This window comes from Micromonospora sp. PTRAS2 (genome assembly GCF_054052245.1).
This window is the reverse complement of the sequence record NZ_JBSWBU010000004.1, coordinates 475002-494515: the sequence shown is the minus strand read 5'-3', so window position 1 is coordinate 494515 and position 19514 is coordinate 475002. Positions and strand designations below refer to the sequence as shown.

Here is a 19514-nt window from a genome sequence, read left to right as displayed (position 1 = left end):
TCAGCCCCCCGCACCCTGCTGGCTGGTGACCGACGGCTGGCCGTTGGCCGGCTGCGGCACCCCGATCACCCGGCCGTCCGGCAGCCGGATGTACGCCGGCTCCTCCGCCTCGACCATGCCGAGCCGGCGGGCCGTGGCGGTGAGGTTGCCGGGCGCCTTCGCGTCGGCGATCTCCTTGTCCAGCTGCTGCTGGTCCACGTCGAGCTTGGCCTGCTGCTGCTGGAGCCGCTCCAGCCGGAACGAGTTCTCGTTGATCTTGGTGTTGACCAGCAGGATGCCGAGCACCCCGCCGACGACCAGCACCAGGATCAGCGCCACGAACGGCGCCCGCGGCACCGACACCGGCGGCGGCGGGGCGACCCGCAGCCGCGGCGACGGGGTAGCCGCCGCACGGGCCCGCTCGGTCGTGCCGGCCCGCTCGGCCGGGCTGACCCGCTCGGCCGGGCGCAGCGCGGCGCTGCCGTTGGTCGGGAACTCGCGCGCCCCCCGGGCGCGAGTCTCCCCCTGCCGGTCGAGCCGGCCGGCCCCCGGAGCCGGCATCCCGGCCCGCGTGGTCCGCTGCGCCGCGATCCGGCCCCCCGACCGCGGTGCGCGCTGCCCGACGCCGGTGTCCCGGCCGTCGCGCTTGTCAGCGTTCATCTTCTTCTTCCCTCCCCCTCTTCGTCCGTCCCTGCGCCCGTCGACCCCGGATCCGCCGATCCGGTCCCCGGTTGGTGCATCGCCCTGACCCGCCGGCGGGGCCGTTCGCGGTCGGCCCGCCCCTGTCGCTCCGCGTCCGGGTCGATCCGTTCCGCGGCCCGCAGCCGCACCGACGCGGCACGCGGGTTCGCGGCGACCTCCGCCTCCCCGGGCAGCTCCGCGCCCCGGCTGAGCAGCTGGAACGTCGGACCCGACCCGGGCAGTTCGACCGGGAGGTCGACCGGGCCCTTGCTGCGGACCCGGTCGGTGAGGGCCGCCTTGGTGAGCCTGTCCTCCAGCGAGTGGTAGGACAGGACCACCATGCGACCGCCCACGGTGAGCTTGTCGAGAGCGGCCGGCAGCGCCGTCTCCAGCGCCGCCAGCTCCCTGTTTACCTCGATCCGTAAAGCCTGAAACGTTCTCTTGGCCGGGTGTCCCCCGGTTCGTCGGGCCGGTGCGGGAATGCTCTCCCTGACCAGTTCCGCCAACCGTGCCGACGAGGTGATCGGGGCCCGTTCCCGCTCCCGCAGGATCGCCGAGGCGATCCTCGGGGCGAACTTCTCCTCCCCGTACACCCGCAGCACCCGGGCCAGATCCGGGTGGGAGTAGGTGTTGACCACCTCCTCGGCGGTCACCCCCCGGGTCTGGTCCATCCGCATGTCCAGCGGCGCGTCCTGTGCGTAGGCGAACCCGCGGTCGGGCGCGTCCAACTGGAGCGAGGAGACGCCCAGGTCGAACAGGACGCCGTCGATCGCCGGGTAACCCAGCCGGGCCAGCACCTCGGGCAGCTCGTCGTAGACGGCGTGCTCAAGGTGGACCCGGTCGGCGAACCGGGCCAGCCGGACCCGCGCGTGGGCGAGGGCCTCGGTGTCCCGGTCCAGCCCGATCAGCACCGTGCGCGGATGCCGTTGCAGCACCGCCTCGGCGTGACCGGCCAGGCCCAGCGTGGCGTCGACGTGGATCGTGCGGTCGCCCCTGTCCAGCGCGGGGGCCAGCAACTCGAGACACCGCTCGAGCAGCACCGGCACGTGCGTGCCGCGAAGCTCCCCCATGTCGACCCCCACCGGTTGAACCGTCCGTTTCTCTCCGCGCCTGTCGTCGGACGACGCCTCCGTCGTACCGCCAGATCCCCATCCGCTCCCGCCCACCGGAGGCCGCGGCCCTCCGGGAGATCGTGCGCCTGGCACCGGGGAAGGGGTGCCAGGAACTCGAAAGCGGCTGGAGATCTCGCAGTACGTCGGGCGTCGTCACGCCCTACAGACCGCCGGGCAGCACCCCCTCCTCGATGTCGGCGAAGTCGTCTTCGCTGTCGGCGAGGTAGGCCTCCCAGGCCGCCTTGTCCCAGACCTCCACCCGCGTGCTCGCGCCGATGACCACCAGGTCACGGTCGAGCCCGGCGTACGCCCGCAGGTGCGCCGGGACGGTGACCCGCCCCTGCTTGTCCGGGACCTCGTCGTGCGCGCTGGCGAAGAAGACCCGGCTGTAGGCGCGGGCCGCCTTGTTCGTCATGGGTTGCGCGCGCAACTGGTCGGCGATGCGCTGGAACTCGGGCATCGGGAAGACGTAGAGACAGCGATCCTGCCCTTTGGTGATCACGACACCCCCCGCCAGCTCATCCCGGAACTTCGCCGGAAGGATCAACCGGCCCTTGTCGTCCAGGCGCGGGGTGTGGGTGCCGAGGAACATCGGCCCAACCCCCTCGCCCTTGCAGCGGCGTTCGCGGCGCCGCTCCCCCCGGGCCGGTGGGCCCTCCCGGCCTCACCATTGGCCCCCACTCTACTCCACTTCCCTCCACCTGCAACCAGAATCGCCCGCGCGGCGCGTCGTCGTCGGCGACAAAACAGCACGTCAGAAGGGGTGGAGCGAAGTGGAGGGCCGCGGCGGCCCCACCCCGGCGTCCACTACCCGACATAGATCGACTCCATCCGGTCGACCGCGCTCCGGCCGTCCGCCCGGGTGGCCCGGCCGAACGGTTCGCCGTCGGCGGCGATCTGGCGGGGGCGGCGGTCCGGTAACCTCGCTCGCGTGACGGACGCGAAGATGCCCCTGCGGGCAAAGGTGGCCAGCTCCGTGTCGCGGACCGCCGCGGCGCTGTCCCGGGCCGCGGGTCGTGGCGACGGTTCGGTGATCGGCGGCTGGATCGGCCTGAAGATCGACCCCGACCTGCTCGCCCACCTCTCGGCGGGGCGCGCCATCGCGCTCGTCTCCGGCACCAACGGCAAGACCACCACCACCCGGCTGACAACGGCGGCGGTCGGCGTCCTCGGCCGGGTCGCCACCAACTCCTTCGGCGCCAACATGCCCACCGGCCACACCTCCGCGCTGGCCAAGGCCGGCAGCACCCCGTACGCGGTGCTGGAGGTCGACGAGCACTACCTGGCCCAGGTCCTGGAGGCCACCGAGCCGCACGTGGTGGCGCTGCTCAACCTCTCCCGCGACCAGCTCGACCGCGCCAAGGAAGTCGCCATGATGGCGCAGCTCTGGCGCGCGGCGCTGGTCAACCACCCCGACGTGCGGGTGGTCGCCAACGCCGACGACCCGATGGTCGTGTGGGCGGCCACCCCGCCCGGCGACCCGGCCCGGGGCATCCGGCCGCCACACGTCACCTGGTTCAGCGCCGGCCAGCGCTGGCACGACGACTCGTGGGTCTGCCCCGAGTGCGGGCACACCATCGCGCGCAACGGCGACCAGTGGTGGTGCAGCGGCTGCCCGCTGCGCCGGCCCGATCCGCAGTGGGCCGTCGAGGACGACGGGGTGCTCGACCCGACCGGCGCCTGGCACAAGGTGGTGCTCCAGCTCCCCGGCAAGGTCAACCTCGGCAACGCCGCCACCGCCCTCGCCGTCGCCGCCGAGTTCGGCGTCCGCCCGGTCGACGCGGTCTCCCGGCTCGGCGCGGTCACCTCCATCGCCGGCCGCTACGCCCAGGTGGACCGCGACGGGCGCAACATCCGGCTGCTGCTGGCGAAGAACCCGGCGAGCTGGCTGGAGGCGTTCGACATGGCCGACTTCGCGCCGACGCTGCTCTCCATCAACGCCCGGGACCCCGACGGGCTGGACACCTCCTGGCTCTTCGACGTCGACTTCGCTCCGCTGCGCGGCCGGCAGGTGCTGATCACCGGCGACCGGGCGTACGACCTGGCGGTCCGCCTCGACGTCAACGGCGTGCCCTTCCAGCACGTCCGCACGTTCGGCGAGGCGGTCCGGGCGGTCCCGCCGGGCCGGCTGGAGGTCATCGCCAACTACACCGCCTTCCAGGACATCCGAGCGGAGCTGGACCGTGTCAACTGAGAGCCTGCGTATCGTCTGGATCTACCCCGACCTGCTGTCCACCTACGGCGACCGGGGCAACATGCTGATCCTGGCCCGCCGGGCCCAGCAGCGCGGCATGCCCGTGGAGGTGCTGGAGGTCCGCTCCGACCAGGCGCTGCCCGCCACCGCCGACATCTACCTCATCGGCGGCGGCGAGGACGGCCCGCAGGCGCTCGGCGCGCAGCGGCTGCGGGCCGACGGCGGCCTGCACCGCGCCGTCGCCCAGGGGTCGGTGGTGTTCGGCGTCTGCGCCGGCTACCAGCTCCTCGGCACCTCGTTCTTCGCCAAGGGCGTCCAGTGCGCCGGGCTGGAGCTGCTCGACCTCTCCTCCGACCGGGGCCCGTCGCGGGCCGTCGGCGAGCTGGCCGGCGACATCGACCCCCGGCTCGGGGTGCCGGCGCTCACCGGCTTCGAGAACCACGGCGGGCGCACCCACCTCGGGCCGGGCGTGTCCCCGCTGGCCCGGGTCACCGCCGGGGTCGGCAACGACGGCGCGACCGAGGGCGCGTGGCGGGGCAAGCTGCTCGGCACGTATTCGCACGGGCCGGCCCTGGCCCGCAACCCGGCCCTTGCCGACCTGCTGCTGCGCTGGGCGACCGGCGCGCACCAGCTCCCGCCGCTGGACGACACCTGGGCCGACCGGCTCCGCGCCGAGCGCCGCGCCGCGGTGGCCGCCGCCCGGGCATGATCCGGGCCGCCCGGCGGCTGCTCGGGCAGCCGCCGGCGCGCCGGTTCGCCCTGCTGCTGCTCCTGCTCGCCGGGCTGGCGGCGCTGCTGCCGGTGCTCCCCCGGCCCGACCCGGCGGCGCTGCCCCGGTTCGCCGACTCCCTCGGCGGGTACGCCCCGGTCGCCGCGATCGTCGGCGGGGCGCTGCTGCTGGTCGCCCTGGTGCCGCGCACCTTCGTCACGCTCGCCGTCGGCGCGATCTTCGGCCCCCTCGAAGGGGCGGCGTACGCGCTCGGCGCGGCGCTGCTGGCCGCCGCGCTCGGCTTCGCCGTCGGCCGGGCGCTGGGCAGGGAGTTCGTCGCCGAACGGGTCCGGGGACGGCTCGCCCGCCTCGACGGCTGGTTCGCCCGGCAGAGCGTGCTGGGGGTGGCCACGGTCCGGCTGCTGCCCATCTCCGGGTACGGGCTGGTCAGCTACGGCTACGGCACCACCGGCGCGCGGGTGCTGCCGTACCTCGCCGGCAGCGTCCTCGCCTCCGCCCCGACGGCGTTCGGCTACGCGGCGCTCGGCGCGGCGGCCACCTCCCCCGGCGACGTCAACTGGTACGCCGCCGCCCCCGCGAGCCTCGGCCTGATCGCCAGCGCGGTGCTGCTGCACCGCTGGTGGCGCGCGGAACGCCGCCGGCGCGCCGCCATCTCCCCCCGCTGATCGTGCGGTTGCGGCCCCGACAATCCGCATTGAAGGGACGAAACGAGGGCCCAAACCGCAAGACCGCGGGATCCGGGATGGGTCAGGGGGTGGGGGTGACCAGGCCCGCCTCGTAGGCGGCGATCACCAGGTGCACCCGGTCCCGGGCGTTCAGCTTCGTGAAGAGGCGGGCCACGTGGGCCTTGGCCGTGGCCGGACTGATCACCAACCGCTCGGCGATCTCCGCGTTGGACAGTCCCAGGCCGACGAGGGTGAGCACCTGCCGTTCCCGGTCGGTCACGCCCGTCAGGTGGCGGGGCCGGGGGGTCGGATCGGGACGGCGGGCGAACTCGGCGATGAGCCGCCGGGTGACCCCGGGCGCGATCAGCCCGTCTCCGGCCGCCACGACCCGGACCGCGCCGAGGATCTCCTCCAGCGCCATGTCCTTGACCAGGAACCCGCTCGCGCCCGCCCGCAGGGCCGCGTGCACGTGCGCGTCGTCGTCGAACGTGGTGAGGACGAGCACCCGGGTCGGGCCGCCGCCCGCGGTGATCTCCCGGGTGGCGGCGATCCCGTCGGTGCCCGGCATCCGCAGGTCCATCAGCACCACGTCGGGGGCGACCTCCCGGGCCAGCCGCACCGCCTCGGCACCGGTGCCCGCCTCGCCGACCACGTCGATGTCGGGGATGTCGGCCATGAGCACCCGCAGGCCGGCGCGGATCAGGGGCTGGTCGTCGACGAGCAGGACGCGGATGTTCACGCGTCCCCCTGCGTCGGCAGCCGGGCGGCGACCCGGAACCCGCCCTCCGGGCGCGGTCCGGCGGCGAAGCGGCCGCCCAGCAGCGCCACCCGTTCCCGCATGCCGACGATGCCGTGCCCCGCACCCCCGAGCGGGGCGCCCCGGCCCCCGTCGACCACCTCGACGAGGACCCCGTCCGACGGGTACGTGACGGTGACCCGGCACTGCCCGACGCCGGCGTGCCGCACCACGTTCGTCAGCGCCTCCTGCACGATCCGGTACGCGGCCAGGTCGACCTCCACCGGCAGCGGCCGGGGCAACCCGTCGCGGCGCACCTCCACCCGTACCCCCGCGTCCGCCGCCGCGGCGACCAGCCGGTCGAGGCCGGCGAGCCCGGGCGGGGGATCCAGCGGGGCCGCCGTCCCCTCCGGCCGACGCAGCGCGCCGAGAGTGCGGCGTAGTCCGGTCAGGGTCTCCCGGCTGGTCCGCTCGATCGTGGCGAGCGCCGCGCGGGCCTCCCCCGGCTGGGTGTCGATGACCCGGGCACCGACGCCGGCCTGGATGGCGATCACGCCGACGCTGTGTGCCACCAGGTCGTGCAGCTCCCGGGCGATCCGCAGCCGCTCCGCGGTGATCGCCTCGGCGGCGGTCTGCGCGCGCAGTTCCTCCGCGTGCCGGCGGCGGGCCCACGCCGCGCTGCCGGCCACCCACGCGACGGCCACCGCCAGCACCGAGGTCGTGGCCCGGTCCACCGGATCGGAGACCGGGTTGACGAAGGCCGCCGCGACCTGCACCGCGAGCACCACGACCACGACGGGTACCGCGACCCGGCCCGGGCTGCGTGCCACGACCAACCCCAGCATCAGGTCGACGACAAGGAACGTGAGGTACCAGACGCCGGCCCGATAGTCCTCCTCCCAGGCGTTCGTCGACACGGTGAGCACGGACGCGCCGACGAGCATCAGGGCGAGCGCGAGCAGCGGACGGCGGCCGAGCAGGCCGGCGGGCAGAAGGACCACCAGGGCGGGGGCGAGATAGAGCAACGGGAGGTCGGCAACGCTGCCGTCGGGGTCCGCTCCAGCCGTCGACGCGTGCAGCACCGCGACCGGGAACAGGGCGACACCGACCCAGGGCAGGACGGCCCGCAGCCATCGGGCGACGGGGCGCGGACGGGGACGGAAAGCGACGGCCTGCATGGGCACACCGTAGCCAGCGGGCGGCCCACGGTCGTCGGCCCGCGGGCGTACGCCCCGGGGCGGACCCGCGGCCGGTGGGTGTGGTCGGTGGCACGACGATCCACCGCCGGTCGTGCGGCACCGTCGACGGCGTGATCGAAATACGTGACCTCACCAAACGGTACGGCCGCACGACTGCCGTCGACCGGCTGACCCTCACCGTCCGCCCCGGGCAGGTGACCGGGTTTCTCGGCCCGAACGGCGCTGGCAAGTCCACCACCCTGCGGCTGGTGCTCGGCCTGCACCGACCCACCGCCGGCACCGCGCTGGTGGACGGCGCCCCGTTCACTGACCGGCCGCGCGGGCTGCGCCACGTCGGCGCGCTGCTCGACGCGGGCGACGTACACGGCGGGCGGAGCGCCCGGGCGCATCTGCAGGCGCTCGCCCGCAGCAACGGCATCGCCCGGTCCCGCGTCGACGAGGTGCTGCACGAGGTGGGACTGGCCGAGGTGGCGGGGCGTCGGGTCGGCGGCTTCTCCCTCGGCATGAGGCAGCGGCTCGGCATCGCCGCCGCGCTGCTCGGCGACCCGCCGGTGCTGCTCTTCGACGAGCCGTTCAACGGCCTCGACCCGGAGGGGGTGCGCTGGGTGCGCGGGCTGTTCCGGCGGCTCGCCGCCGAGGGGCGCACCGTCCTGGTCTCCAGCCACCTGATGAGCGAGATGGAGCAGACTGCGGAACACCTCGTCGTCATCGGCCGGGGCGAGCTGATCGCCGACGAGAACCTGGCACAGTTCGCCGCCCGCAGCGGCCAGGTGCAGGTCACCGTCCGTACGCCCGACGCGGCGACGCTCGGCCCGGCGCTACGCGCTGCGGGCGGCACCGTCTCGGCGGCGGCCGACGGGACCCTCACCGTCACCGGCCTGACCGCCGCCCGGATCGGTGACCTGGCGTCCGGGCACGGGGTGACGCTTCACGAACTGGCCACCCGCACCGCCTCCCTGGAGGAGGCCTTCATGGCGTTGACCGCCGACCGCGTCGAATACCAGGCAGGAGCACACCGTTGAGCAGCCGGACCCCGTCCAGTGTCACCGTCGCCCGTCCCGCCGGCGGGCGGGCTCGGTTCACCGATCTCCTGGCCGCCGAATGGATCAAGCTCTGGTCGCTGCGCTCGACCTACGGCTCGCTGGCCGTGATCGTGGTATCGGCGATGCTGTTCAGCGTACGGGCGGCCCTCGCCGACCGGCGCAACTGGCCGAGCTACTCCGCCGAGCACCGCGCCGCCCTCGACCCGATCTACGATGCCTTCCCCGCGGAGGGCTGGCTGTTCGTCATGCTCGCCGCCGGCAGCGTCGGCGCGGTGATGATCGCCGGCGAGTACGCCAGCGGGCAGATCCGCACCACGTTCGCGGCGGTGCCGGCCCGGTGGGCGGTCGCGGCGGCCAAGGTCATCGTGCTGGCGGCGGTCATGACCGTGGTCGGGACGGTCACCGCGGGCAGCGCCTTCTGGATCTCCCAGGCCATCCTCGCCGACCTGCCCGCCGGCGCGTCCATCGCCGACCCCGGGGCGCTGCGCGCCGTCGCCGGGTCCGCGCTGCTGGTGCCGGTCTGCGCGCTCACCGGGCTGGGCATCGGCGCCCTCGTCAGATACAGCGCACCGGCGATCGTCACCACCACGGCGGTGCTGCTCCTGCTGCCGCTGGCGTTCGACATGCGACACCGGTGGACCGCGGCGCTGCACAACGCGCTGCCGTGGGCCGCCTGGGAACGGCTGGTGGGGATGGTGCCGTTCCCCAACTTCGAGGGCTATCCCCCGACGGTCGGGGGAGCATGGGCGGTCTTCGCCGCCTGGCCGGTCGTCGCCGCGCTCGTCACCATGGCCGTCGTGCACCACCGCGAGCCCTGACCCACCGCCGAGCGGGGCGTCAGGAAGGGGCCCCTGCCATGCAGAATGCGTTGACAGGGGCCCCTCCTTGCACCTCAGGCGACGACCGAGACCATCCGGCCCTTCACCACGATGACCTTGCGGGGCTCCTTGCCGGCCAGCGCGCCCGCCACCGCCTCCAGCGCCGCCGACCGCACGTCGTCCTCGGACGCGTCGGCGCTCACCTCGATCCGGCCGCGCACCTTGCCGTTGATCTGCACCGGGTACGTCACCGTCTCGGCGACCAGCAAAGCCGGGTCGGCGACCGGGAAGTCCGCGTACGCCAGGGAGGTGTCGTGGCCCAGCCGCCGCCACAGCTCCTCGGCGACGTGCGGGGCGAACGGGGCCAGCATCAGCACCAGCGGCTCGGCCACCTCGCGGGGGGTGGCCGGCAGCCGGGTCAGCGCGTTGGTCAGCTCGATCAGCTTGGCGATCGCGGTGTTGAACCGGATCCCCTCCATGTCGCCCCGGACCCCGTCGACCACCTTGTGCAGCAGCCGCCGGGTGGCCTCGTCGGCCGGGTCGTCGGTGACCCGCGTCGCGCCGGTCTGCTCGTCGACGACGGCCCGCCAGACCCGCTGCAGGAACCGGTACGACCCGACGACCGCCCGGGTCTCCCACGGGCGGGACACCTCCAGCGGGCCCATCGACATCTCGTACACCCGGAAGGTGTCCGCGCCGTACGCGGCGCACATGTCGTCGGGGGTCACCACGTTCTTCAGCGACTTGCCCATCTTGCCGTACTCGCGGCGCACCTCCTCCTCGCCCAGGAACCAGGTGCCGTCGCGCTCGACGACCTCCTCGGCCTGCACGTAGGAGCCCCGGGCGTCGGTGTACGCGTACGCCTGGATCATGCCCTGGTTGAACAGCTTGCGGAACGGCTCGAAGCTGGACACGTGGCCCAGGTCGTACAGCACCTTGTGCCAGAAGCGGGCGTACAGCAGGTGCAGCACGGCGTGCTCGGCCCCGCCGACGTACAGGTCGGTGCCGCCGCAGTCGCCCTCGGCGCGCGGGCCCATCCAGTACCGCTCGTTCTCCGCGTCGACGAAGCGCTCGGCGTTGGTCGGGTCCAGGTAGCGCAGCTCGTACCAGCAGGAGCCGGCCCACTGCGGCATCACGTTGGTCTCGCGGGTGTAGCGCTGCGGCCCGTCGCCCAGGTCCAGCTCCACCTCGACCCAGTCGCGGCGGCGCGACAGCGGGGTCTCCGGGTTGCTGTCGGCGTCGTCGGGGTCGAACGTCTTCGGCGAGAAGTCGTCGACCTCGGGCAGCTCGACCGGCAGCATCGACTCGGGCAGCGCGATCGCCGCGCCGCTGGCGTCGTAGACGATCGGGAACGGCTCGCCCCAGTAGCGCTGGCGGGAGAACAGCCAGTCGCGCAGCCGGTAGGTGGTCGCGCCGGCGCCGTGCCCGTTGGCCTCCAGCCACGCGATGATCGCCGCCTTGGCGTCGGCGACCCCCAGGCCGTTCAGGTCCAGGCCGCGCTCGGGCGCGGCGCTGTTGATCGCCGGCCCGTCCCCGGTGTACGCCGTGCCGGCGAAGCCGTCGGCGGGCTGCACGGTACGCACGATCGGCAGCTCGAAGACCTCGGCGAACGCCCAGTCCCGCTCGTCCTGCGCCGGCACCGCCATGATCGCGCCGGTGCCGTAGCCGGCCAGCACGTAGTCGGCGATGAAGATCGGGATCTGCCCGCCGGTGACGGGGTTCGTGGCGTACGCGCCGACGAAGACGCCGGTCTTCTCCTTCGTGTCGGCCTGCCGCTCCACGTCGGTCTTGGCCGCCGCCGCCTTGCGGTACGCCTCGACGGCCGCCCGGGGGCTGGCGTGCCCGCCGGTCCAGGCGTCCCGCGTCCCGTCCGGCCAGGCGGCCGGCACCAGCGCGTCGACCAGCTCGTGCTCGGGGGCCAGCACCATGTAGGTGGCCCCGAAGATGGTGTCCGGACGGGTCGTGAACACCCGCACCGGGCCCCGGTCGGTGGCGAAGTCGATGTGCGCGCCCGTGGACCGGCCGATCCAGTTGCGCTGCATCAGCTTGATCGGCTCGGGCCAGTCCAGGGCGTCCAGGTCCTCCAGCAGCCGGTCGCCGTACGCGGTGATCCGCATCATCCACTGCTTCAGGTTGCGCTTGAACACGGGGAAGTTGCCCCGGTCGGAGCGGCCGTCGGCGGTGACCTCCTCGTTGGCCAGCACGGTGCCCAGCCCCGGGCACCAGTTCACCGGCGCCTGCGAGACGTACGCCAGCCGGTGGCCGTCGACGACCGCCCGCCGCTCGGCGTCGGTCAGCTCGGCCCACGGCCGGCCGTCCGGCGTCGGGCGCTCGCCCGCGGCGAACTCGGCGATCAGCTCGGCGACCGGCCGGGCCTTCCGGGCGTCCGCGTCGTACCAGGAGTTGAAGACCTGCAGGAAGATCCACTGGGTCCAGCGGTAGAAGTCGGTGTCGATGGTGGCCACCGAGCGGCGGTCGTCGTGGGCCAGGCCCAGCCGGCGCAGCTGCGCCTTGTACCGCTCGATGTTGGCCACGGTCGTGGTGCGGGGGTGGGTGCCGGTCTGCACCGCGTACTGCTCGGCGGGCAGGCCGAACGCGTCGAAGCCCATCGCGTGCAGCACGTTGCGGCCGGCCATCCGCTGGTAGCGGGCGAAGCAGTCGGTGCCGATGTAGCCCAGCGGGTGCCCGACGTGCAGGCCCGCCCCCGACGGGTACGGGAACATGTCCAGCACGTACAGCTTCTCCGCGCCGGCCCGGGGGTGGCCGGGGTCGGCCAGCGGCCCGGTCGGGTTCGGGGCGTGGAAGGTGCCCTCCCGCTGCCAGGTGTCCTGCCAGCGCTGCTCGATCTCCTCGGCCAGGGCCGCGGTGTACCGGTACGGGGGGATGTCGCCCGCCGCAGTTGCCTCACTCATCGTCTCTCCTCGTTCGCTTCGTCGCGGCGTCGCCGGGCCGGGTCCGGCGGTGTCGGCCCGCCGACCCGGCCGGCGATCCCGGCTCGCCGGGCGGCCCGGCGGAGGGCACAAAAAAGCCCCTCGCGCAGGAGGGGCCGCCGTGCTGTCGCGCGTCAGCGCATCAGCACGGCCCGGTAAGAAGCAGGAAGACTCCGGCCATGTCGGGCAGTGTACCCCGCCGGCCCGCCGGGCACGCGGCCCGCCGCCGCAAGGTGGGACGCGGGACACCCCCCTCACGGTGGGTGACGATACGTTTCCCCCGTCGGGCGAATATTCCGGGCGTAACCGACCGACTTGCTGCGGGGTTCGGCGTTCACGACAAACATGGTTAGCCTGAGAGGCCAGTGAGATTTCTGCGGCAGACGAGGCTCTCCCGTCGCGAACCCAACGGCGGGTCCAGGTGCTCTTAACAGAGCTGCCGTCGTGGCGACGAGGAGGAGGCCCGTGACACAACAGACCTGGGACGAGGTGGGCGGTCTGCTGCCGCACGACGAGTTCCGCGCCGCCAGCGAGGCCATCGTGGCCAACATCGAGCAGGTCATCGAGGGCAAGACGGCGACCGTCCGCCTCGCCCTGGCCGTCCTGCTCGCCGAGGGCCACCTCCTCATCGAGGACGTCCCGGGCGTCGGCAAGACCAAGCTGGCGAAGGCCCTCGCCCGGTCGATCGACTGTTCGGTACGGCGCATCCAGTTCACCCCCGACCTGCTGCCCAGCGACGTCACCGGCGTCAGCGTCTACAACCAGGAGACGCACGACTTCGAGTTCCGCCCCGGCGCGGTGTTCGCCAACCTCGTCGTCGGCGACGAGATCAACCGGGCCTCGCCGAAGACCCAGTCCGCCCTGCTGGAGTGCATGGAGGAGCGGCAGGTCACCGTCGACGGGGTCACCTACCAGCTGCAGACCCCGTTCATGGTGATCGCGACCCAGAACCCGATCGAGATGGAGGGGACCTACCCGCTGCCCGAGGCGCAGCGCGACCGGTTCACCGCCCGCATCGCGATGGGCTACCCGGGGCCGGAGGCCGAGCTGGCCATGCTGGACGGGCACGGCGCGGCCGACCCGTTGCAGGAACTGCGGGCGGTCTCCGACGCCGACACGGTGCGCCGGCTCATCGCCACCGTCCGCGAGGTGCACGTCGCCGACGCCGTGAAGCAGTACGCGGTGGACCTGGTCACCGCCACCCGGGAGGCCCCCGACCTGCGGCTAGGCGCGTCGCCCCGGGCCACCCTCCAGCTGCTGCGCACCGCCCGCGCCGTCGCCGCCCTGGAGGGGCGCGACTACGTCCTCCCCGACGACCTGCAGGCGCTCGCGGTGCCGGTGCTCGCCCACCGGATCATCCCGACCGCCGACGCGCAGCTCGCCCGGCGCACCACCGACGCGATCGTCGCCGAGCTGGTGCACCGGCTGCCGCTGCCGCACGACCGCCAGCGGTCCCCGTACGACAACCGGCCCGCCGCCGACGGCAACGGCCGCGCCCCGTACGAGCCGCGGAGGCGGTGAGCGTGCGCGACGGGCTCCGGGGCCTGACCACCCGTGGCCGCTCATTCCTGGCCGCCGCGCTCGCCGCGGCGGTCTCCGCCGTCATCCTCGGCGAGAAGGACCTGCTCCGGGTGGCCGTGCTGCTCGCCGTCCTGCCGCTGCTCGCCGCCGCGTACGTGGGGCGCAGCCGCTACAAGCTGGCCTGCAACCGGTCGCTGGACCCGCACCGGGTGCCGGTCGGGGCCAGCTCCCGGGTGGTGCTGCGGTTGCAGAACATGTCCCGCCTGCCCACCGGCACGCTGCTGCTGGAGGACCGGCTGCCGTACGCCCTGGGCAGCCGGCCCCGCGTGGTGCTGGAGCGGCTCGGCGCGCACCAGGCCAGCTCCGTGGCGTACACGGTCCGCGCGGACGTGCGCGGCCGGTACGAGGTGGGCCCGCTGGTGGTCCGGCTCACCGACCCGTTCGGGCTGTGCGAGCTGACCCGGTCGTTCCCCAGCGTCGACCAGCTCACGGTGATCCCGCAGGTCACCCCGCTGCCCTCGGTCCGGCTCCCCGGCGAGTACGCGGGCAGCGGCTCCAGCCGCGCCCGGTCGGTGGCGGTGCACGGCGAGGACGACGCGGCGACCCGGGAGTACCGGATGGGCGACGACCTGCGCCGGGTGCACTGGAAGTCGACGGCCCGCACCGGTGAGCTGATGGTCCGCCGCGAGGAGCAGCCCTGGGAGAGCCGGGCGACGGTGGTGCTGGACACCCGGGGCTACGGCCACCGGGGCGACGGCCCCACGGCGAGCTTCGAGTGGGCGGTCTCCGCGGCGGCCAGCATCGCCGTGCACCTGCGCCAGGCCGGCTACAAGCTGCGCCTGGTCACCGGCGACGGCGCGGACGTCGACGCCACCGAGGCCGCCGGGGACGGCCTGCTGCTCGACCAGCTCGCCGAGGTCCGCCTCGACCCGCGCGGCGACATCACCACGCTGGTGCGGCAGGTCCGCCAGCGCGGCGACGGCGGCCTGATCATCGGCCTGTTCGGCGCGGTGAGCACCGCCGAGGCGGAGCTGCTCGCCGGCCTGCGCGGCAACGGCGCGACCTGCGTCGGTTTCCTGCTGGACAGCTCCACCTGGCTCCACCTCGCGCCCCGGGCCCGGGCCGAGGCCGACCACGCGCACGGCGCCGCCGCGCTCGCCCTGCTGCAGAGCGGGTGGCGGGTCGTCGGGGTCGACCACGGCGCGCGGCTGCCCGCGCTGTGGCCGCAGGCCGGCCGGGGCTCGCAGGGGTTCGCCCTGCGGGCCGCGCTGGCCGAGACCGTGGCCGGCGGCGTCAAGTGACGATCCGCCGGGTCGGGCGCACCTGCCGGCCCGCCCCGGCGGGAAGATGACCCCGAAAGGCTCCCCCGTGACCGCGACCCGCAACCTCGGCTTCGTGGCCGCCGCCGCGACCCTGCTGGCGGCCGCCCCGCTGTCGGCCATCTTCGAGCGCTGGACCTGGCTCATCCAGGCGGCCATCGCGGTCACCGTGGTCGCGGGGGTGGCCGCGCTGACCCGGCTGGTCCGGGCCCCGCTGTGGGGGCAGGTGCTGGGCATGCTCGGCGGGTTGACGCTCGCGCTGGCCTGGCTCTTCCCCGCCGGCACCGAGCTGGTGGCGTTCCTGCCGACGCCGAGCACGTTCGCCCACTTCGGCGAGCTGCTCAGCGCGTCCGTGGTGGACATGCGCTCGTACGGGGTGAAGGTGCCCGACACCGACCCGCTGCTGTTCGTCAGCGTGCTCGGCATCGGCGGGGTGGCCGTGGTGGTGGACGTGCTCGCCGTCGGCCTGCGCCGCCCGGCGCTGGCCGGGCTGCCGATGCTGGCCATCTACTCGGTGCCCGTCGCCGTCTACGTCGACAGCGTCCCCGCCGTGCCGTTCGTGGTCGGCGCGGCCGGCTACCTGTGGCTGCTGGTCACCGACAACGTCGACCGGGTCCGCCGGTTCGGCCGCCGGTTCACCGGGGACGGCCGCGACGTGGACGTGTGGGAGTCCTCGCCGTTGGCCGCCGCCGGGCGGCGGCTCGCCGTGGTCGGGGTGGTGCTGGCGGTGGCGCTGCCGCTGGCGGTGCCGGGGATGACCGGGGGCCTGCTCAACGCCGTGGGCGCAGGCACCGGCACCGGGTCGGGCAACGGCCAGGGCGGCAACCCGGGCCGCATCGACCTCTTCGCCTCGCTGAGCGGGCAGCTCAACCAGTCCGAGGTCTACGAGATGGTCACGGTGACCACCACCGAGCCGAACCCGTTCTACCTACGCTACGGCGTCGCCGACGAGCTGCGGCCCGACGGCTTCCGGGTGCGCAACCCGACCGGGCGGCCCGTCACCCGGGACCTGCCCGACCCGACCCAGCGCTCCGGCACCGGCAACGGCGTCGAGCGGGCACAATACCGGGCCACCGTGGAGGTCTCGAAGAACCTCAACATGCCGCTGCTGCCGGCCTACGCCGAGCCGGTGCGCACCGAGGAGCTCAGCGGCAACTGGCTCTACGACCCGAACCAGCAGGTGGTCTTCTCCAACCGGGAGAACTCCCGCGGCAAGCGCTACTCGTTCGAGTACGTCCGGTCGACGTACACGCCGACGGCGCTGCGGCGGGCCCCGTCGCTGCCCTCGGACCACCCGATCCGGCTCCAGCAGACCGCCACCCCGCCGGTGGAGCAGGTCGACACCCTGGTCGCCGACCTCGTGCGGGGCCGCAGCACCGACTACGACAAGGTCCGGGCGATCTACGACCACTTCTCGGCGGACAACGGCTTCACCTACAGCCTGACCACGAAGGGCGGCACCAGCGGTCAGGACATCGTCGACTTCCTCAACAACAAGGCCGGCTTCTGCCAGCAGTACGCGGCGGCGATGGCGTGGCTGGTCCGGTCGGCCGGCATCCCGGCCCGGGTGGCGTTCGGCTTCACCAACGGCACCGGCCGCACCGACGAGGGGTACGTGCTGACCAACCGCAACCTGCACGCCTGGACGGAGGTCTACTTCGACGGGATGGGCTGGGTGCCGTTCGACGCCACCCCGGCGTACGGGGTGCAGGGCTCGACCCGCTCGGCGTGGGCACCGGACACCGACGCGCCGGAGCCGGCGGCCACCGAGCCGGGCGCCCCGGCCGCCCCCGACGACTCGGAGGCAGCGCCGGAAGCCACCGACCCGGACGCCGCCGACCAGGACACCGACGCCGGCCTGGCGGTCGGGGCGAACGATCCGACCCGGCAGGCCCCGGTGTGGCCGTGGTGGGCGGCCGGCGCGCTGGCGCTGCTGGCCCTGCTCGCCGTGCCGGCGCTGCGGCGGATGGCGCTGCGCCGCCGGCGGGCCGCCCGGCCGGCGGTGGCGCTCGCACCGGCCACGGTGGACGCCGGCGTGGGCCCGGCCGGCGAGGCGGGGCGACCGGTCACGGTGGTGCTGGACCCCGACCGGGCGCGGGCGGACGCGCACGCCGCCTGGGACGAGCTGCTCGACACCCTGGTCGACTACCGGGTCCGGGTGGACCGGACGGAGACGCCGAGGGCGACCGCCGAGCGCCTGGTCACCGAGGCCGTCGGCGAGGACGCCTCCGCCGCCACGGCGGTGCGGCTGCTGGGCCGCGCCGAGGAGCTGGCCCGGTACGCCCGCACCCCGCTCGCGGGCGGGGAGCTGCACCCGGCGCTGCGCGCCGTCCGGGGCGCGCTCGCCACCCGGACCGACCGGCGGACGCGGCTGCTGGCGGCGGTGCTGCCGCCGTCGGTGCTGCTGCGCTGGCGCACCGCGCTGGGCAACACGTCCTCCCGGCTGGTGGCCAGGACGGGCGACGCCCGCTACCGGCTGCTGCGCTGGAGCCCGCGCCGCCTGCTGGCCACCCGCACCGGCCGCTGACCCCCGTCCGGCAACGCCGTTCCCGTCGTCGGGGACTGGCCCTGGCGAGCGGGCTGGCGGACGACGGGCTGGCCGGGCGGCAGCCGAGAACGTTGGCTGCTTCCAGTACACGACACGCCGACGTGATTCCACCGCAACCGGCCACCGAACGCGCGCTCCGCATGCGGAAGCAGCGCCCGTGGCTCCGGGTGCGGGCAGGAAGCAGCGGCCCGCCGTCGGCGGGCCGGATCAGCGTGGTCCCGCCAGGCCGGCGGGACCGAGGATCAGCGGTGGAACCGGGTCAGCGGTGCCCCTCCGGGCGCTGCCGCCACCGGTCCTCCATCCGATCCACGAACGACGACCGCCGGCCGGACCGCCCGCGCGGGCGGCGTCGGCTGGTGGTCGTCCCCCCGACCACGTGCAGGTCGGGGGACTGCGCCTTGCGGTGCGACTGCACCGCGTACGCCGCCGAACCCAGCATGATGACGAAACCCACCACCGCGAGCGGCGGGGTCTTGATCACCGCACCGTAGACCAGTAGAGCCAGGCCAACGATGATCGCGCCGGCAGCGACGAGCAGACGACGCCGCGCGTGGAAGCGCGGATCGCTGGCACGCACGGCCGAGGCGAATTTTGGGTCCTCGGCAAGCGACCGCTCGATCTGCTCGAACAGCCGCTGCTCGTGCTCCGAGAGCGGCACGGCACTCCTCCCCGGTCACGCTGGTCGGCCCGGTCGGACCGACAGACCGTGGCAGCCAACCGGCTGCTTAACGACAAGTCTACGAGGGGGGTCGCGCGTCGGAAAGCGGGACGACCTATGGGCGGGGCGGATTTTCGTTTCGCCCGGGATCGCGCCGGCCGAGCAGGCTCGCCGGACCTATGACGGAACGCCCGAATCGGGCGGCGGCGGCGTCCGCCACGGCCTCCGCCTCCCGCCAGCCGCGCTCGGGAGCGCCCAGCGTCAGCTGCTGCGGCGTCTCGCCCGCCGGGGCGAGACCCTCCATCCGCACCCCGACGAGGCGGATCCGCTCACCGGGGTCGAGGATGGTGTAGAGGGCCCACGCCGTGTCGAACATCTCCCGCGCCGTGTCGGTCGCCACGTCGAGGGTGCGGGACCGGCTGACCGTGCGGAAGTCGGCCATGCGCACCTTGATCGACACCGTGCGGCCGACCTGCCCGGCCCGGCGCAGCCGGGCGCCGACCTTCTCGGCGAGGGCGAGCAGGGCCCGGCGGATCTCCAGCGGGTCGGCCACGTCCGCGTCGAACGTCACCTCCGCGCCGATCGACTTCTCCACCTGCTCGGGGCTGACCCGGCGCGGGTCCCGCCCCCAGGCCAGCTCGTGCAGGTGGGCCGCGGCGGCCTCGCCGAGCGCCTTGCGGAGCATGCCGCGCGGCGCCTCGGCCAGGTCGCCGATGGTGGCCAGCCCGAGCCGGCGCAGCGTCTCGGCGGAGCGCTCCCCCACGCCCCACAGCGCGTCGACCGGCAGGGGGCGCAGAAAATCGAGCACCCGGTCGGCCGGCACCACGAGCAGCCCGTCGGGCTTGGCCCGGGTGGAGCCGAGCTTGGCCACGAACTTGCTCGGCGCGACCCCCACCGAGCAGGTCAGCCCCTGCTCCTCGGCGACCCGGGCGCGGATGCCGCGGGCGATCTCGGCGGGCGGCCCGAACAACCGGCGGGCCCCGGCCACGTCGAGGAACGCCTCGTCGAGCGAGAGCGGCTCGACCAGCGGCGTGACGTCCCGCAGGATCTGCATCACCGCCCGGGAGGCCGCCGTGTACTGCGCGAAGTCGGGCGGCAGGTAGACCGCGTGCGGGCACAGCGCCCGGGCCCGCATGATCGGCATGGCGCTGCGGACGCCGTACCGGCGGGCCTCGTAGCTGGCGGCGCTGACCACGCCGCGCGTGCCGACCCCGCCGACCACGACGGGCCGGCCCCGCAGCTCGGGGCGGCGGCGCACCTCGACCGAGGCGTAGAAGGCGTCCATGTCGACGTGCAGGATCGGGCTGCCGGAGTCGTCGCCGTCGGGCCCGAAGCGCGGGTCGCCGCCGCGCGGCAACGACTGACTGCGACCCATCCCCGC

The 19514-nt window shown here is 74.5% G+C and carries 16 protein-coding genes; 8 read left to right on the top strand and 8 right to left on the bottom strand.

Annotated features, from left to right (window positions below):
• The 3 genes from ACVMYR_RS17205 to mraZ all read right to left on the bottom strand — a co-directional run bounded on the left by ACVMYR_RS17205 (position 1) and on the right by mraZ (position 2364).
• On the bottom strand, positions 1-639 hold the full coding sequence (locus ACVMYR_RS17205; RefSeq protein ID WP_457122209.1) for a hypothetical protein: 639 nt from the start codon (positions 637-639) through the stop codon (positions 1-3).
• Positions 636-1730, bottom strand: coding sequence for a 16S rRNA (cytosine(1402)-N(4))-methyltransferase RsmH (gene rsmH / locus ACVMYR_RS17200; protein ID WP_457122301.1), 1095 nt, complete (start codon positions 1728-1730; stop codon positions 636-638). Before rsmH ends, ACVMYR_RS17205 begins: the two co-directional genes overlap by 4 nt.
• Positions 1731-1932: 202 nt before the next feature.
• On the bottom strand, positions 1933-2364 hold the full coding sequence (gene mraZ / locus ACVMYR_RS17195; protein WP_043967289.1) for a division/cell wall cluster transcriptional repressor MraZ: 432 nt from the start codon (positions 2362-2364) through the stop codon (positions 1933-1935).
• A gap of 354 nt (positions 2365-2718) precedes the next feature.
• Here mraZ and ACVMYR_RS17190 point away from each other — a divergent pair, with 354 nt between their 5' ends.
• The 3 genes from ACVMYR_RS17190 to ACVMYR_RS17180 are packed head-to-tail and all read left to right on the top strand — an operon-like array spanning position 2719 to position 5361.
• Complete coding sequence (locus ACVMYR_RS17190) at positions 2719-3966, top strand: MurT ligase domain-containing protein (protein WP_043967287.1); 1248 nt, start codon at positions 2719-2721, stop codon at positions 3964-3966.
• A complete protein-coding gene (locus tag ACVMYR_RS17185; RefSeq protein WP_043967285.1) occupies positions 3956-4675 on the top strand; it encodes a type 1 glutamine amidotransferase in 720 nt (239 codons plus the stop codon). Before ACVMYR_RS17190 ends, ACVMYR_RS17185 begins: the two co-directional genes overlap by 11 nt.
• On the top strand, positions 4672-5361 hold the full coding sequence (locus tag ACVMYR_RS17180; protein WP_457122208.1) for a TVP38/TMEM64 family protein: 690 nt from the start codon (positions 4672-4674) through the stop codon (positions 5359-5361). The genes ACVMYR_RS17185 and ACVMYR_RS17180 overlap by 4 nt, the downstream gene beginning before the upstream one ends.
• Before the next feature lie 82 nt (positions 5362-5443).
• Here ACVMYR_RS17180 and ACVMYR_RS17175 read toward each other — a convergent pair whose 3' ends face one another.
• Together ACVMYR_RS17175 and ACVMYR_RS17170 are read right to left on the bottom strand one after the other, a co-directional pair.
• Entirely contained in the window at positions 5444-6100 is a 657-nt protein-coding gene (locus ACVMYR_RS17175; protein WP_457122207.1) for a response regulator, read from the bottom strand.
• Positions 6097-7275, bottom strand: coding sequence for a sensor histidine kinase (locus tag ACVMYR_RS17170; protein WP_457122206.1), 1179 nt, complete (start codon positions 7273-7275; stop codon positions 6097-6099). The genes ACVMYR_RS17175 and ACVMYR_RS17170 overlap by 4 nt, the downstream gene beginning before the upstream one ends.
• Positions 7276-7406: 131 nt before the next feature.
• Here ACVMYR_RS17170 and ACVMYR_RS17165 point away from each other — a divergent pair, with 131 nt between their 5' ends.
• Together ACVMYR_RS17165 and ACVMYR_RS17160 are read left to right on the top strand one after the other, a co-directional pair.
• Positions 7407-8318 carry an ABC transporter ATP-binding protein gene (locus ACVMYR_RS17165; protein WP_396787850.1) on the top strand — a complete coding sequence of 304 codons (912 nt, stop codon included), beginning with the start codon at positions 7407-7409 and terminating at the stop codon, positions 8316-8318.
• A complete protein-coding gene (locus ACVMYR_RS17160) occupies positions 8315-9157 on the top strand; it encodes an ABC-2 transporter permease (protein WP_074474464.1) in 843 nt (280 codons plus the stop codon). The genes ACVMYR_RS17165 and ACVMYR_RS17160 overlap by 4 nt, the downstream gene beginning before the upstream one ends.
• A 74-nt stretch (positions 9158-9231) precedes the next feature.
• Here ACVMYR_RS17160 and leuS read toward each other — a convergent pair whose 3' ends face one another.
• Positions 9232-12069, bottom strand: a complete 2838-nt coding sequence (leuS, locus tag ACVMYR_RS17155) for a leucine--tRNA ligase (protein ID WP_457122205.1) — start codon at positions 12067-12069, stop codon at positions 9232-9234.
• Between the two features lie 483 nt (positions 12070-12552).
• On the opposite strand from leuS, the gene ACVMYR_RS17150 reads away from it, so the two are divergent.
• The 3 genes from ACVMYR_RS17150 (at position 12553) to ACVMYR_RS17140 (ending at position 17454) form a co-directional block, all read left to right on the top strand.
• Positions 12553-13608: an AAA family ATPase gene (locus ACVMYR_RS17150; protein ID WP_077939049.1), complete on the top strand. Its 1056-nt coding sequence runs from the start codon at positions 12553-12555 to the stop codon at positions 13606-13608.
• Between the two features lie 2 nt (positions 13609-13610).
• Positions 13611-14909 (top strand): DUF58 domain-containing protein, encoded by a 1299-nt coding sequence (locus ACVMYR_RS17145; RefSeq protein ID WP_043969305.1) that lies wholly within the window; start codon positions 13611-13613, stop codon positions 14907-14909.
• Positions 14910-14976: 67 nt separating this feature from the next.
• The gene (locus ACVMYR_RS17140; RefSeq protein WP_457122204.1) at positions 14977-17454 is read left to right on the top strand and encodes a transglutaminase TgpA family protein; all 2478 of its coding nucleotides are present in this window, start codon (positions 14977-14979) and stop codon (positions 17452-17454) included.
• A 280-nt stretch (positions 17455-17734) separates the two neighbouring features.
• Here the strand turns inward: ACVMYR_RS17140 and ACVMYR_RS17135 are convergent, their stop codons facing one another.
• Both ACVMYR_RS17135 and ACVMYR_RS17130 read right to left on the bottom strand, forming a co-directional pair.
• Positions 17735-18133 (bottom strand): DUF3040 domain-containing protein, encoded by a 399-nt coding sequence (locus ACVMYR_RS17135; protein WP_043967266.1) that lies wholly within the window; start codon positions 18131-18133, stop codon positions 17735-17737.
• A gap of 115 nt (positions 18134-18248) precedes the next feature.
• The gene (locus ACVMYR_RS17130; RefSeq protein ID WP_457122203.1) at positions 18249-19508 is read right to left on the bottom strand and encodes a DNA polymerase IV; all 1260 of its coding nucleotides are present in this window, start codon (positions 19506-19508) and stop codon (positions 18249-18251) included.
• Positions 19509-19514: the final 6 nt, after the last annotated feature.

What these genes read in the sequence shown, in the direction of transcription:
- ACVMYR_RS17205 (WP_457122209.1), bottom strand. Translation starts at nt 639, where the DNA reads ATGAACGCTGACAAGCGCGACGGCCGGGACACCGGCGTCGGGCAGCGC.
- rsmH (WP_457122301.1), bottom strand. Translation starts at nt 1,730, where the DNA reads ATGGGGGAGCTTCGCGGCACGCACGTGCCGGTGCTGCTCGAGCGGTGT.
- mraZ (WP_043967289.1), bottom strand. Translation starts at nt 2,364, where the DNA reads ATGTTCCTCGGCACCCACACCCCGCGCCTGGACGACAAGGGCCGGTTG.
- ACVMYR_RS17190 (WP_043967287.1), top strand. Translation starts at nt 2,719, where the DNA reads ATGCCCCTGCGGGCAAAGGTGGCCAGCTCCGTGTCGCGGACCGCCGCG.
- ACVMYR_RS17180 (WP_457122208.1), top strand. Translation starts at nt 4,672, where the DNA reads ATGATCCGGGCCGCCCGGCGGCTGCTCGGGCAGCCGCCGGCGCGCCGG.
- ACVMYR_RS17170 (WP_457122206.1), bottom strand. Translation starts at nt 7,275, where the DNA reads ATGCAGGCCGTCGCTTTCCGTCCCCGTCCGCGCCCCGTCGCCCGATGG.
- leuS (WP_457122205.1), bottom strand. Translation starts at nt 12,069, where the DNA reads ATGAGTGAGGCAACTGCGGCGGGCGACATCCCCCCGTACCGGTACACC.
- ACVMYR_RS17130 (WP_457122203.1), bottom strand. Translation starts at nt 19,508, where the DNA reads ATGGGTCGCAGTCAGTCGTTGCCGCGCGGCGGCGACCCGCGCTTCGGG.